We start from the raw sequence: 13,616 nt of genomic DNA, 5'->3' as shown, positions 1-13,616 counted from the left end.
TAGACTTAAACCTTTTTAAAAGAATGCAGCCATGGCATAGGATAAACCTTGCTCGCTAACCACCATGTACCTAAAAATTGAATAAATTTAGAAATAGAAAATACTATCGCAACTCCAGGCAAATAAAACCAATTAATAACAGCCAATAACAAAATAACATTAATTACACCAGAACCAATTGTTACAATAGATAATAAAGCTGTTTTTTTAGCATAGAAAACATAGTTATTAACAGATAAATACATACCATGAAATATTTGACCCAAACATATCCAATTTATTAAATATGAAGATTCTTCGTATTTACTCCCTCCAATAAGCACAACAAGTTTAGGCGATAGAAAAAACATGGGTACAATACTTAAAACAAGCAGCAAATAAAAATAGTATGTGTACTTTATTATATTATGATTTAATTTCACGTCATTTTTATTCAGAGCATTAAATAACCAAGGCGTATAAGCCCTATTAATCGCATCAAAACACAAATGAATAACCATACTTATCTGCATTGCTAGCATGTAGACACCAACTTTAGATAATCCCAATTCTCTGCTAATTATAAACCGATCAATTAATCCTAGAAGGATAAATCCTAACATATGGGGTATTAATGGCGTGCTATATTCAACTATTTCTTGAATATGAGATTTTTTTATGTTTTTAATCTTAACAAGACGCTTACTAATTAAATAAATTAGTGATAAAACTGAAACAAATATAATAGCCACTAACCACGCTTCAACCCTTCCTTCCGCACCCATCCCAAAAAACACAATAAAATTATATGCTAAAATAAAATGAAAAAAACCATATCCAATCTGCCATAACCCATATGACTTTGAATTACCACGAGCTTGAATTTGACCTAACATAAACTGAAAAATAAAATATGATATAGAAATTACGACTGCGTAATATAGCCACGAAGCTGGCACCTTTAATATTTCAGACAGTACATCAGAAACATAAAAAACAAATAAAATAGATATAACTGAAGAAATAGCTAATAGTAATAGTGAAGCACCATTTACATATCTAATTTCGTCTATAGTATCATTGTCATAATACTTTCTAACTACATAACTAGCTGAATTTAAACCAATGAATATTGAGAATAAAGATACAGCCATCTGAAAAATAGCAACTTGGCCGTACTCTTCTTGTGTCAAAAAGCTAGTCATTATGGGCAGAAGAAAGAACGGGACCAAAGCACATATTATATTGCTTAACAAATAAATCCCGCTGTTAACTATCAGCCTCAAACCTGTTCCTTACTTTGTGATAAGAGTATAATGTTTCGTGCCTAAACGTTAAAAATCAATAAATAACACGCTACCGCCTTGAGACACGCACTTATCTCCCAATTCTTATACAAGATTATAGTCAAAGCTTATGTTCAATAACCTTTTCCCATACGTACCTAAATAAATATAGGCGACTTTGCATCAAAATACCTAAGCACACATGCAACCAACATCACAGGCCAGAGAAAAAAGCAGGTCTATACTCATTTATACACCACTCTAAAAGGACAATGCATTGAAAATAGCTGTATCAGGTACTGGATATGTGGGTTTGTCGAATGGCATATTGCTGGCGCAAAACCACGAGGTTGTTGCCGTTGACATTCTTGAGCATAAGGTAAAACTTCTGAATGAAAAGCAATCCCCTATAGCAGACAAGGAAGTAGAAGCGTTCCTAAAAACAAAAGAGCTTAACTTTGTTGCCACAATGGACAAGGAAGCTGCGTATAAAGACGCTGACTTTATTATTATCGCAACCCCAACAGACTATGATCCTGACACAAACTATTTCAATACCTCTTCAGTTGAATCCGTTATCCGGGATGTAATGGCGATCAACCCAAATGCCGTCATGGTTATCAAATCAACGGTACCGGTAGGTTACACAGAAAAGGTAAAAGCACTATTTAACAGTGACAATATTATCTTCTCTCCGGAATTTCTGCGTGAAGGCCGAGCCCTCTATGACAACCTCTACCCTTCTCGCATCATTATTGGCGAGCAGAGTGAAAGAGCGAAAACCTTTGCTGGCTTGTTAATAGAGGGGGCGATTAAGACCGATATTCCTGTTTTGTATACGAATTCAACAGAAGCAGAAGCGGTAAAGCTGTTCTCTAATACCTATCTGGCAATGCGCATAGCTTTTTTTAACGAATTAGACTCCTACGCAGAAGCCTTTGGCCTGAACTCACGGCAAATCATTGAAGGAATTGGCTTAGATCCACGAATCGGTAATCACTACAACAACCCTTCTTTTGGCTACGGCGGTTACTGTCTTCCGAAAGACACCAAGCAACTTCTGGCGAACTATCAAACCGTTCCAAACAACATTATTGGTGCCATTGTAAATGCAAACCGTACCCGTAAAGATTTTATTGCCGATTCGATTGTTAAACGAAATCCCAAAGTGGTTGGTATCTATCGCTTAATAATGAAGTCAGGCTCAGATAACTTCAGAGAATCTTCTATCCAAGGGATTATGAAGCGCCTGAAGGCAAAGGGAATCAAGGTTGTCATATACGAACCAGCACTAAATGAAGAACACTTCTTCCACTCGAAAGTAATCCGTGAACTTGATAAGTTTAAGTTTATGTCAGACGTTATCGTTGCAAACCGGATGACAGGAGCGCTTGAAGATGTGGCTGACAAAGTCTACACCAGAGATCTTTTTGGCTCGGATTAATATTCAATAATTTCATCGAAATAGTCTTCATCCACAACACTTTCAGCAACAGGATTGGCGTGAATTAACAGGTTTTATGTATAGCTGGAAATGCAAATCGAGCTATACATGAAATCAACTTTAGCAGCTTTTATGTATAGCCAAAAGCATAATCTCAGCTATACATGAAACGTGTTTTTGCAGGTTTCATGTATAGCGCATAAGAAGCAGCTTCACCAGAACATCCGGTTATCTTTTTCTATGTTATAATTTGTTCGTTTTCACGTTAACTTACGGACTTTACTATGCCGCAGATCTTCTACGACCCCAAAGATATGAAGCAAGACTTCGCGTTTCTGGCAAAGCGCGGAAGAAACGTGGAAGAGTACCTGCATGCAGCCCAAAATGGTTACGAGTTAAAAGATACCAAGCTTGTAATACCAGTCGGTTGCCGATTCATTCGCTATGACGAGAATGACTCCGGATTTAAACTAGCTCTACTGCTCGATTCTGAACAATCTGTTCTTTATTACTGCAATATAGTTAAAGTTACCGATGAAGAGCTTAACATCGCTGGTGTAACCCAATCTCTGGTTTGGCGAAACCGTATGAAACCAGCATATAAAAGAGCCACACAAGACTTTGTCGGTCAGGTCTTTGATCATTACCTCATCGAAAACTACACGGTTATCATCTCAGACGTTTATCACAGCTTTGGCGGGATGTTCATGTGGCAGGAACAACTGGGTTATGCCATCGAGCGTGAAGACCGCAATGTGTATCTTTATGATCAGCTAAGCTGCATTAAAACCCAGATAGATAAAAGCAACTTTGATGAATTTCTGGATAGCCTCTGGAGCGAAGATGAATCGAAGTTGCATCACAGAGCCGTGATTGAAAAAAAGTGAGGACGGAGTCGTTATCTCCAGCGTTGTAAATTCCCAGATAACCAGAGACAGATTCCCAAATAACCATAATCATATTCCCAGATAACCAGAGTTAATCTGATATTTATTAACAAAGAACAGACGATGAATACCTTAACCATTACAGATATCACCAACACAACAAAGAAAGGCAAAGAGTGGACCAAGCTCCAGAAACTCTGGAAAGATGTGGAGAAAAATCAGGCCAGAAACGATCGCTATGAAAAAAAACTGGATGATTTTCTGGCTCAGTTTAAGCAAAAAGCAGAGAAATCAGAGCAAGATGTCTGTGCAGCAACGGAAAAGTTTATTCGTCATCTGCTGAAATTTATTCCACGTAAAACGATTAAAGGTTATCAGCGGGAAGCTCTCTATGCATGGATTGAAGAAGAACTCACCATCCTGGAATCCAACCCATTCAGGCACATTTCCACCACTGAGCTAAGAGAAGAGTTCACCCAGGCCCTGATAGAGGCAGCCCCAAAAGACAACTCGCAACTCGAGTTCGATCCCTATGAATTAGACAATTTTCGCGAGGAGCTGTCTGAGATCTTCGGCGAAGACCTTATGCTCAGTGACGAAGAACTTACCGAAATGGTCAAAGATCCTCTGAAATTTAAAAACTTCGTAGAGGAATATATGGAGCAGAAAGCAAACGCCTTTGATGAAGAGGATGAAGACGAGGGAATAGACTGGGAAGGTTTTGAAGATGATGCGTTTGACAGCGATCCATTTGGGCATAGCAGTTCATCTCACCACTCATCGTTCCACGGCAGTCAGATGTCGTCAGAGAAGAGCCTGGCATTCTTCCAGACTAAAGAGATAACCAAGCTATACAGGCAGCTTGCCAGGCAACTGCACCCGGATAAGGAATCGGATCCAGAGAAAAAAGAGCATAAGAAAACTCTGATGCAGCAGTTATCTCTGGCTAAAAAGGATCAGGATACCTTCGCTATGCTAATTCTGGCACAGACTCACCTGCCTGATTTCGAGCTAACCTTTGACAAGCACTCCCTGACCGGACTGGAACACGCTCTGAAAGATAAGATCACCCAGCTAAACCAGGCACATCAAGAGCTTCAGTATGGACCTGAGCTGAAAACGATGATTTGGCAGCGATTCGGTGGTGGCAATAAACAGGCAAGAGAGAAGTCTATATCTGACTATGTGCAAAGCCTGAACTATGAGCTAGAACAGATGGAAGGCAAAATTACCGGGCTGAAAACCGTCAAAGCGATGCAGGTTGCACTACGGGAAAGAATGAACCAGAACGATATGTATGATATTTTTGGACAACTGTTTATGGAAGAACTTCAGTAACTTCGTGCCGCTAAAGCCCGGAGTATCTGTCCTCAGCTCATGTATATACTTCTCTGAAAGGTAAAAAAGTGCTTGAAGATATAGTAGCTCTTGCTAGCAACGATCAAAACATAGATGCACTATGACTATATGGCTCCCGCGATAATACTTACACTCAATCAATGAGAGAGCGTGTAGCCCTAATTTCTTCAGAATTAGATGGCTTATCTCAGAACGCTCCTTCAGCCGTTACGAGTATCGTGCCGCAGAACGAACACTGCAGATATTGATTGAGGCTTGCATAGGGATTGCTAAACACTGGAGCAAAGATCTGATCGGAGTATCCCCTTCTGACGCATATATGGCCTTTCAGCGCCTGCAAGAGAATCAAATTCCCGTTGCTGTAAAAACTGACTGGCGCCCAATAGTCGGAATGCGGAATGCGCTCGTACACGACTATCTCAATATAGATCAGACAACTGTTGAATATATAATCAGAAAAAGAAAATACTCCGAATTGATGGAGTTCGCCTCCGCAGGTTTAGCTCACCTGGAGCAGAGAAAATCAGAATGAATTAAATTTTTCATTAATCAGAAAGAAGATCCAATAACCGATGCCGGGAAGTTGGAACAAGCCCCATCTGCAACCCAAACGGCTTAAAGAGCTTATTAATAATCTCGGATGTGTAATTTCCCTTATCATTTTCCACTTCAGACAATGTCTTTCTGGAAACCGAAACTATTTCTGCAAATGAATCCTGCCGTAATCCCAAAACCTCTACCCGCAACGCCTTCAAAGCCTGCCCCTGGGTTATTTCCCCAAGCAAAACTTTTTTTATAATCCTATCCATCGCAATCTTTCTGCGCTGAGCATCCATAGGCACCGTATCTTTTGAAGCTCTTTGTCGACTCTGAGGGTTTACGGTGTACGTAACTTCTTTCTCATTCACTGCAGAAACATTGGATGCCTGCTGCTTCGCTTTAATCTTTCGGATAGTTTCGTCAGCCGATTGATTTTTCATAATAGCCCCCACCTGGTTAACTTCTCAGGGATATAATCAAACCCGATAGCTGGCATAGTGATTATTTGTTCCGGAACGCCCCTTTGCTCTAGCCTTGCTTTCAGATCCAACAGTTGCTTAGCACTGGCCTTTAAAGCAGTTAACAATTCCTCTGCCGGAATTAAATCAGCAAGTGAGTCCGCTATTCCCGGAAAGTTATACTCACCTCCGACTTCAAACTGTTGTCCCCACTTAGTCGTTCTTGGTATACCTTCCGGATCTGCTTTCATCGGAGCAAAATCATAAACTGGAGCCAAACGGATAGAACCTTCATCCTTTATAAATGAGGTGTTACGACCATGGTTATCACTATTACCAAAAATGATATTGAGCAAATCCCGCCTAACCCACTCAACAACAAATGCTTTTACATCAAAATGGAAACCCTGAGCTATTACCATATGGCTGGAAGTGATTTTCTGAATCACTTCCCTTATCACGCTTTCATGGTCAAGCGTAACCCCTGGGGACTTATCAAGCATTGAGTATACAGATTCCATGCTATAGCGCTTTACCTGTCCTTCTTCTGAAAAAGACACATCAAACCTGGGCAGCCATAGTGAAGGATAATTAACTCCCTCTTCCAACCGCATATTCTCTATTGGAATAGTATCAAACCCCAAAGCTGCCAATTCATGATAATAATAATATTCTGCCCTTAATATATTGCAGTCCACTTCTAAGCGAGATCCTCTGGGGTACTTAACCAGATAGTGAATATCCTGATTAGCAAGATTATTCTGGTAGGTATCAATCCATATTTGTTCTTTCGCACTACACCTTAGCAGTAACTTAGGAGCCTCCCCCCCTGCTCCCGTTGCACCGCCAGCAGTTGCCCCTCGCAACTGAGCATAGTCCAGAAAATCACTTGCCCGGTTTTTTACATCATCAATTGAAAAAAACAGGCTTTCTGCCAGTGGATTAAATTCCGGAAGTGACTCTTTAACTCTGAGGTTACCAACAGGAGATATAGTCCCGTGTTTCAGAAGAACATAGTTTTGCTGATCTACTGTCAGCCCTTCCAAGTCCAGATAATTGATCCAATAACGTCTGCTGGCCCCACTTGGTACAATATCATCAAGGAATTTAAGCCAGCCCGGCTTCCCTTTGTCATCAAAAAACAGTGATACCGGATAATTTAACGATACAGCATGGTTGTCATCACGCTCCAAAAACTCCAGAGCATAACCAGACTCGTAGTCTAAGATCGTAAGCTGATAAGAGTTTTGTTCACTATTCGGAAAGCCAATGGTCGCGATATCTACCCATTGCATTTCCAAAAAAGCCTGTAACGTTAAATGTTTCATATGAGCTTCCCATGACAATCATAATGTGCAGTATAGCACACATTACAAGCTCAAAAAGCAATTAATGACACCTATAGTACTCGTTATATGATTTTATTCCATTTTGCGTAACAGATATCACTCAATAACATTCTTATAACCAGCATCACCCAAAGCTTCCTTCAAAGCCACTCTCGCACACTCTTCTCCATGCACCAGATGAATTTCACCAGGCTTACTCTCAATCCCTTCAACAAAGCGCAGCAAATCTTTCTGATCAGCATGAGCTGTTAACGCCGGTGAAGAACCGCGACTATTTGCCGCAGTTTTTTGAGGACAGATCGCGACCTTCACTGGCGCTGTAGATTTAGAACGTCAGATCATCGTTAAAGCTATCCGTTTCCTGTGATGTTGCTTCCCGGTACATTTCCTCTATATCCTGACCATAGATTTGCCAGATAACTTCTCTCAGCTCGCCAAGGAACTGGTAAACGGTGTCCGCTTCTTCCGCAGACCAGTATATGGTCACCGCTATTCTTCTCATCAGTTTTTCCCCCGCCTGGTTGGTTTACGTTTTTCTGCCTGCTCTTTGGCTTCTTTGATCCGGTAGGACTCGCCTTCGATAGTGAGGATCTCGCTGTGATGTACGAGCCGATCGACAAGTGAGACAACACAAGCTGAGTTGGGGAAGACTTCGTTCCATTCACTGAAGACCCGGTTGGTCGTGATCACCGTTGAGCGTTGCTCGTAACGGCGGTTGACGATCTCGAACAGTAAGTCAGCATGACGATTTGAGTAAGAGAGATAACCGATTTCATCTATCACCAACAGGTCGGGTTGAGCATAGTGTTTAAGTCTGCGCCGCAAAGCGTTATCGCCATCCTGTGCTGCCAGGTCGCTGAGCATATTAGCCGCTGTGATAAACAGGGCTGTATGCCCTTCAATCACCGCCTGATGGGCCAGATTCTGCGCGATAGTGGATTTGCCAACCCCGTTACTGCCTATTAGGATCACGTTACTGGCTTCAGCGAAGAAGGTCAGTTGCATGAGTTCATGGATAGTCTGTTGATCAATGTGCTGTGGCCAGTCCCAGTCGAACTCTGCCAGTGGTTTGAAGTGTCCCAGTTTGGCGCTTCGCAACCGACGCTCTAATGAGCGCTGCTGACGTTCAGTAAGCTCCCAGTTGAACCAGACGCTCAGCCATTGCTGTTGCTCTTCTGTCAACTCAGCCCAATGCGCTTGCAGGCCATAGAGTCTGAGCATGTTAGCCTGTACTTTCAGGATTTCTTTATCACTGCTCATCGTCTGACTCCCGGGTATTGAGTTGATCGTAATCGGCGAGGCTGGCTAACTTGATCTGATATCCCTGCGCCTGCAGGGGCAAGTTCATGGGAACAGGCGGTGGTAACTGATGCTGCTCCCGGCGTTGTTCGAGAATTTGCTGAACCCCACCCGGGTACGGTACCTGTTTAGTCAGCGCCATATTGACCGCCAGATTAAATGCCTCACAGCCATAGTCATCCAGCAAGGCGATAAGTGCCTTAACCGTCCCTCTCAGGGTATGTCCCCGGCTAACGGCCTGCTCCAGTAAGGTATCGATATTGGAGCAGGCCTGGCGCAGACGATGCTGCCCTCGATGTTGCCTGGCCTTCGCCTTGTGTGCCACCAGAGCGTCAATGTGAGCGCTATCTTCAATTTGCTCGCCCTGGCTAAAACTGCGCCGGTGTTCGGCAACACAGCATTCACCATCGGAGATCCGTACCCGGGTCAGACTGGCATAAAGGGTTAACGGCTTTTGCACCAACGTATGCGGGATCGAGTAGTCATTGCGGTCGAAGCGCAGGTAAGGTGTTTTGCCAGAGCGTAATGCCTTTCGCTCATCCGTGTTAAACGGCGTATCTGGTAAGGGAAGCAGCAGTGGCCGCTCTTCGTTGAAGGCTTCCAGCACGGTCATGTCCCGGTTTTCCGGACATGTACGTTCCATGCTTTGGTGCTGACACCAGTGCGCCGCCTGAGCGTTTAGGTCTTCCAGATCACGCCACTGGCGACCGGCGAAGAAGTTATCCCGGATATAGCGGATCGCCCGCTCTACCCGACCTTTTTCATTTCCTCTGGCGACTGCGACGGGGCGAGGTTCGAAGTGATAATGTGCAGCCAGAGCCAGTAAGGTAGGGTGATATCGAATGGCATTACCCTGGCGCTCTAATACCGCTGAGCGTAAATTGTCATACAAAAGAACTCTGGGAAGGCCGCCCCAGGTGTTGAAGGCTGCGACATGCCCACGCAGGAAGCTCTCCATTTGCTGGTTTAAGTAAAAGCGCAGGAAGATTGCACGCGAGAAGCTCAGCACCATCACGAACGCCATCAGGGGACGTTTGGCTTTGCCCACCTCAATGTAACCGAAATGCCCCCAGTCAACCTGACCCTGCTCAGCTGGCAGGGTCCTTAATCGCAGGTAGGCTTCGGGGGCCGGTTTAGGGCGAAGCTGAGCAATATGATGACGGAACTGGCTGGGTTTACCGGGGTAACCACGCTGACGAACCATCTCATACAACCGTGCAGCGGTGAGCTTAGGGAAGTCGTTGAGAGTTTTAAGGATAAAGGGTAAATAGGGGTCAATCAGCAGTGGACGACTGGTGCGCCGGGCTTTAGGTATCCCTGCTTGCGACAACACCCGGTCAACCACACTGTGATGCACGTTCAGTTCACTGGCAATGGTGCCGACACGCCATTTCTCGACGTGATAATAACGCAATATTTTTGCTTCAAGGGCTTGGTCTATCGTCATGAGTGGCCTCCTGTGAGGTGATAAACCCTGACAGCAGCGGACTCATGTCTGCTGCGCGAGCGGTGAAACCGTCCCGTAGTCAGAAAATGGGAGCGTAAATACGGCTGACAGGCACATCCACAGAAGTGGCAGCAGAGCATCGCCGTTGACGGTCCCTTGTACTGACTTATTGACGGAGAAACCGGCTTTGCACGCAGTACAACATGGCTATGAGCAGGGGCGGAACCCTGATGCGTTACTTTTTCTTTTTGGCGGGCACGATAGCGCTTTTGACGCAGGGCGTTATTGTGCTTTCCCTGACGACTTTGCTGGTATTTCATCGCCGCTCTTTTGAGGGAGTCTGCACGGGCTTTTTCAGCACACCCGTCAGAACAATAGCGGTTACCGCGATCACACCGGGTACAGATGATCACTTGCTTATGGCAGCGTTGGCAATTGAACAGTCGGCTGGAATCAGGCATCGGCAAAAAAAGGCCGATGAGGGCTGGATTTATTCCTCTTCTACAGCAACACTTAAGAGGGTCGCGCACCATGCGCGGGCTGGTAAGGCATGACGTCGGTGATCGCCAAATCAAATATGGCGTCATGCCGTTCTCACGGCACTTCTTGTTATAGCTCTACTCTGAAAATCTTGCCTGTTTTAGTCTGAAAATTTACCTGAGCAGAGATCATTCTCTGCGGGGATATTTAGGCTCTGGGAAATTTAGACTTTAAAGATCTGCGGCAAATAGTGGCGGTTTTAGACCGTTATTTACATGAGCAGAATAACCCGACATAGAATGCACCTGCGCAGCCAACTGCACGCGTTCACCTTCAATCTCAACCCACTCAGTACCCGATTGAATTTCCCGCCCTAAGGTACCCTGCGCCTGATACCCGGCAAAAATCACATCCGTTCTCTTATCTGGTAGCAGTGCTTTAAGATAATCCATAACCCGCCCACCTTCACACATGCCGGAAGCTGCTACAACAATGGCCGGCTCACCGGTGGAAACAAGACGATTAACTACTGCTTTATGCATCCGGTAATCATCAATTACAGTACACTGCTCAAAAGCTAAAGGATGCCGATGAGAGTCCAGTCTTCGCTTAGCCTCTTTGCCCCATAGTTTTTTATAGCGCCGATAGGATTTGGTAACCTTAATTGCCATAGGTGAATCAAGAATAATTGGTATCTTGCCGTTTATTCCAAACTGATAAATTAACTGCTCGATATCAAACAGGATCTCCTGAGTTCTGCCGACACTAAACGCTGGGATGATGATTGCACCACCATCATGCAGGGAGCGGTTAATGATCGATTTCAGGCGGTTTGCCCGTTCAGAAACACTTTCATGAAGCTTATTTCCGTAGGTAGACTCCAGGATCAGATAGTCAGCTCGTTTAGGTGAAACCGGATCAGGCAAAAGAGGTGTTTGTGAAGGACCTAAATCTCCCGAGAAAACAATTCGTTTATCATCAGGTAGTTTCAGTTCAACATAAGCAGAGCCAAGGATATGCCCTGCAGGCTGAAAGCGGCAATACAGGAAAGAACTTCTGTCTGCACTATTTTTTATTCGGTGCCATTCACGGTATTTAACAGGCCTGATTCGCTTCTTAATCAAATCAAGCACTCGTTCTCTGCTGACCTTTTTCATTCCCAGGGCAAGCTTTAGTCCGTCGTCAAGCATAAGAGGAATTAGTTCTGCCGTTGCGGGAGTGCAGTAGATTGGGCCTTTAAAGCCTGCGGCCAGTAGCCATGGAATACGGCCTATGTGATCGATGTGGGCGTGGGTGACAATAAGAGCCTGGATATGTTTTACCGGAAAGTCGATATCCAGAGATTGTGTATCCTTTCCCTGAAATTGGCCACAATCAATAAGGATGCTCAGGCTATCAACTGTCAGTTCATGGCATGAGCCGGTTACTGTTTGTTTGGCGCCGTGGTGGATTAGGTGCATAGAGTTACCTCAGAAAGTAGTGCACCCACCCTAACCTGTTAATATTAAAACAACAGTAACTCTTGATTTTTACTCGATGTGGTTCAAAAATCACGGCCAGAGATAAGTTACACCCTATCGCCAGAACCTTTTCCTGAGACTGTTTGCAGAATATAACTAAAATAGTTCTTAACCGACATTGTCTGGATCATCTTCTGATCCCACTCAGCCAATTTCTTAGGCGTAGACATATCAATCTCATTGACCTGAGCTAACCCGGTTACTCCCGGAAGTACATCAAACACACCTCTGGCATCACGTTCAGCAATCAACTCTTCCTGGTTAAACAAGCAGGGTCTTGGGCCAACAAGGCTCATTTCGCCTTTCACCACATTGATCAACTGCGGAAGTTCATCTAGTTTGGTTTTCCTCAGAAAGCCACCCAGCTTAGTTACAGAGCTTTTGCCAACCAAATGAGTAGCTACCGACTTAGTCTCTACCGGCATGGTTCTGAACTTAACCAGAGTAAACGGCTTCTGATTCTTACCGACACGGGTCTGAGTGAAAATGGGGGATTTTGTGTCAAAGTAACCGAGTACACATACAACCAGCAATACCGGCCAGAGAAAAAGCAGGCCGAAAAATGAAAATAGAAAATCTAAGATACGAATCATCATTATTTACTTGTTATTTATTAAAAAGTCGCTAACCGTTTGCTCAATGCCTTCCTGCACCGAATAGGGAGGAACCCAGCTAAGAGCTTGCTTAGTTTCGGAAATATCGACCTGCAGGTTAGCACATAATCGTGTACCAATATCGCCCTTACCTAATAAAGTAGCGGTTAGTTTTAGTAAAGAAGCCGGAAAAGGAATCATCCTGTTTGGTTTGTCCAAGGCACTAGCAATCATAGCCAGTAAAGATGACAGAGAAGTATCCTGATCATCAGATACCAAAAAGGTTTTGTTAGCAGCATCTGGATGTTCACAACTCAACAGAATCAAATCAACCAGATTATCTAAGAACACCATGCTACGAAGGTTATTAATACTTCTTAATGGTAGCGGCACGCCCTTATAAACCCAGTTCATCATGGACAAGAAGTTTGCCTTTACTCCTGGCCCATAAATTAAAGGAGGACGGATAATAACAACCTCAAGTCCTGTTTCATCGGCCAGTTTTCTAAGCCCAAGCTCAGCTTCGTACTTACTCAGGCCATAAGGATCTTCAGGCGGAATACTCACTTCCGGAGTAAAAGGCTTGCCTGCTTCAGTTAATTCACCATTTACCTTTACTGTACTCAAGAACACAAAACGCTTTACACCGGCATCAGCAGCCTGTCTCGCTAAGTTAAGAGTCCCATGGGTATTTACTTCACGATAAGCTTCTAATACATCACTTTCGGTTTCCTTCATCTGATGTACTCGAGCCGCACAGTGCACCACGCAGTCTATACCCTGCAATACATCGACCCAATGCTCATTAGGGGCAACATCCCGGTAAACAACATTTGAGGTATCAACCAGCTCGCCGCCTGCCGCCTGCCGCCTGCCGCCCACACAGCACCATCCACGTGCATCCGCCAGCTCAACAACCCTACTCCCAACAAACCCCTTGCTACCTGTGACTAGTATGTTCAATGAATCCCTCAC

Annotated in this window: 13 protein-coding genes and 1 pseudogene; 4 read left to right on the top strand and 10 right to left on the bottom strand. The window is 44.2% G+C overall.

The genetic code is table 11. The features are described 5' to 3' along the window. Positions 1-5: 5 nt before the first annotated feature. Positions 6-1,265: an oligosaccharide flippase family protein gene (locus tag L3Q72_RS01055; RefSeq protein ID WP_275130858.1), complete on the bottom strand. Its 1,260-nt coding sequence runs from the start codon at positions 1,263-1,265 to the stop codon at positions 6-8. Positions 1,266-1,542: 277 nt separating this feature from the next. Here L3Q72_RS01055 and L3Q72_RS01050 point away from each other — a divergent pair, with 277 nt between their 5' ends. The 3 genes from L3Q72_RS01050 (at position 1,543) to L3Q72_RS01040 (ending at position 4,934) form a co-directional block, all read left to right on the top strand. Continuing rightward, on the top strand, positions 1,543-2,709 hold the full coding sequence (locus L3Q72_RS01050) for a nucleotide sugar dehydrogenase (RefSeq protein ID WP_275130857.1): 1,167 nt from the start codon (positions 1,543-1,545) through the stop codon (positions 2,707-2,709). A gap of 284 nt (positions 2,710-2,993) precedes the next feature. Continuing rightward, positions 2,994-3,596: a hypothetical protein gene (locus L3Q72_RS01045; RefSeq protein WP_275130856.1), complete on the top strand. Its 603-nt coding sequence runs from the start codon at positions 2,994-2,996 to the stop codon at positions 3,594-3,596. Positions 3,597-3,719: 123 nt separating this feature from the next. After that, positions 3,720-4,934: a hypothetical protein gene (locus L3Q72_RS01040; RefSeq protein WP_275130855.1), complete on the top strand. Its 1,215-nt coding sequence runs from the start codon at positions 3,720-3,722 to the stop codon at positions 4,932-4,934. 566 nt (positions 4,935-5,500) lie between these two features. Here the strand turns inward: L3Q72_RS01040 and L3Q72_RS01035 are convergent. The 6 genes and pseudogenes from L3Q72_RS01035 to istA form a co-directional block, all read right to left on the bottom strand. Next, a complete protein-coding gene (locus tag L3Q72_RS01035) occupies positions 5,501-5,935 on the bottom strand; it encodes a helix-turn-helix domain-containing protein (RefSeq protein ID WP_275130854.1) in 435 nt (144 codons plus the stop codon). Next, positions 5,932-7,281, bottom strand: coding sequence for a HipA domain-containing protein (locus L3Q72_RS01030; RefSeq protein WP_275130853.1), 1,350 nt, complete (start codon positions 7,279-7,281; stop codon positions 5,932-5,934). The genes L3Q72_RS01035 and L3Q72_RS01030 overlap by 4 nt, the downstream gene beginning before the upstream one ends. 117 nt (positions 7,282-7,398) lie before the next feature. Further along, positions 7,399-7,551, bottom strand: a pseudogene (locus L3Q72_RS01025) (MBL fold metallo-hydrolase RNA specificity domain-containing protein); the annotation flags it as partial. Positions 7,552-7,627: 76 nt separating this feature from the next. After that, positions 7,628-7,804: a hypothetical protein gene (locus L3Q72_RS01020; protein ID WP_275130852.1), complete on the bottom strand. Its 177-nt coding sequence runs from the start codon at positions 7,802-7,804 to the stop codon at positions 7,628-7,630. Next, entirely contained in the window at positions 7,804-8,562 is a 759-nt protein-coding gene (istB, locus tag L3Q72_RS01015; protein ID WP_275130851.1) for an IS21-like element helper ATPase IstB, read from the bottom strand. The genes L3Q72_RS01020 and istB overlap by 1 nt, the downstream gene beginning before the upstream one ends. Further along, on the bottom strand, positions 8,552-10,048 hold the full coding sequence (gene istA / locus L3Q72_RS01010) for an IS21 family transposase (protein ID WP_275130850.1): 1,497 nt from the start codon (positions 10,046-10,048) through the stop codon (positions 8,552-8,554). The genes istB and istA overlap by 11 nt, the downstream gene beginning before the upstream one ends. Positions 10,049-10,251: 203 nt before the next feature. Here istA and L3Q72_RS01005 point away from each other — a divergent pair, with 203 nt between their 5' ends. After that, positions 10,252-10,602, top strand: a complete 351-nt coding sequence (locus L3Q72_RS01005; RefSeq protein ID WP_275130849.1) for a hypothetical protein — start codon at positions 10,252-10,254, stop codon at positions 10,600-10,602. Positions 10,603-10,758: 156 nt separating this feature from the next. On the opposite strand, the gene L3Q72_RS01000 is transcribed toward L3Q72_RS01005, so the two are convergent. From L3Q72_RS01000 to L3Q72_RS00990, 3 genes are all read right to left on the bottom strand, one after another. Next, positions 10,759-11,988, bottom strand: a complete 1,230-nt coding sequence (locus tag L3Q72_RS01000) for an MBL fold metallo-hydrolase (RefSeq protein ID WP_275130848.1) — start codon at positions 11,986-11,988, stop codon at positions 10,759-10,761. A gap of 107 nt (positions 11,989-12,095) precedes the next feature. Beyond that, complete coding sequence (locus L3Q72_RS00995) at positions 12,096-12,644, bottom strand: sugar transferase (protein ID WP_275130847.1); 549 nt, start codon at positions 12,642-12,644, stop codon at positions 12,096-12,098. A gap of 3 nt (positions 12,645-12,647) precedes the next feature. Then, positions 12,648-13,604 carry an SDR family oxidoreductase gene (locus L3Q72_RS00990; RefSeq protein ID WP_275130846.1) on the bottom strand — a complete coding sequence of 319 codons (957 nt, stop codon included), beginning with the start codon at positions 13,602-13,604 and terminating at the stop codon, positions 12,648-12,650. Positions 13,605-13,616: the final 12 nt, after the last annotated feature.

This window comes from Vibrio sp. JC009 (genome assembly GCF_029016485.1).
Classification (GTDB): Bacteria; Pseudomonadota; Gammaproteobacteria; order Enterobacterales; family Vibrionaceae; genus Vibrio.
This window is presented reverse-complemented; position numbering and strand designations above follow the sequence as displayed.

What these genes read in the sequence shown, in the direction of transcription:
- L3Q72_RS00995 (WP_275130847.1), bottom strand. Translation starts at nt 12,644, where the DNA reads ATGATGATTCGTATCTTAGATTTTCTATTTTCATTTTTCGGCCTGCTT.
- L3Q72_RS01005 (WP_275130849.1), top strand. Translation starts at nt 10,252, where the DNA reads ATGGCTATGAGCAGGGGCGGAACCCTGATGCGTTACTTTTTCTTTTTG.
- L3Q72_RS01045 (WP_275130856.1), top strand. Translation starts at nt 2,994, where the DNA reads ATGCCGCAGATCTTCTACGACCCCAAAGATATGAAGCAAGACTTCGCG.
- istB (WP_275130851.1), bottom strand. Translation starts at nt 8,562, where the DNA reads ATGAGCAGTGATAAAGAAATCCTGAAAGTACAGGCTAACATGCTCAGA.
- L3Q72_RS01030 (WP_275130853.1), bottom strand. Translation starts at nt 7,281, where the DNA reads ATGAAACATTTAACGTTACAGGCTTTTTTGGAAATGCAATGGGTAGAT.
- L3Q72_RS01000 (WP_275130848.1), bottom strand. Translation starts at nt 11,988, where the DNA reads ATGCACCTAATCCACCACGGCGCCAAACAAACAGTAACCGGCTCATGC.
- L3Q72_RS01035 (WP_275130854.1), bottom strand. Translation starts at nt 5,935, where the DNA reads ATGAAAAATCAATCGGCTGACGAAACTATCCGAAAGATTAAAGCGAAG.
- istA (WP_275130850.1), bottom strand. Translation starts at nt 10,048, where the DNA reads ATGACGATAGACCAAGCCCTTGAAGCAAAAATATTGCGTTATTATCAC.
- L3Q72_RS01040 (WP_275130855.1), top strand. Translation starts at nt 3,720, where the DNA reads ATGAATACCTTAACCATTACAGATATCACCAACACAACAAAGAAAGGC.
- L3Q72_RS01020 (WP_275130852.1), bottom strand. Translation starts at nt 7,804, where the DNA reads ATGAGAAGAATAGCGGTGACCATATACTGGTCTGCGGAAGAAGCGGAC.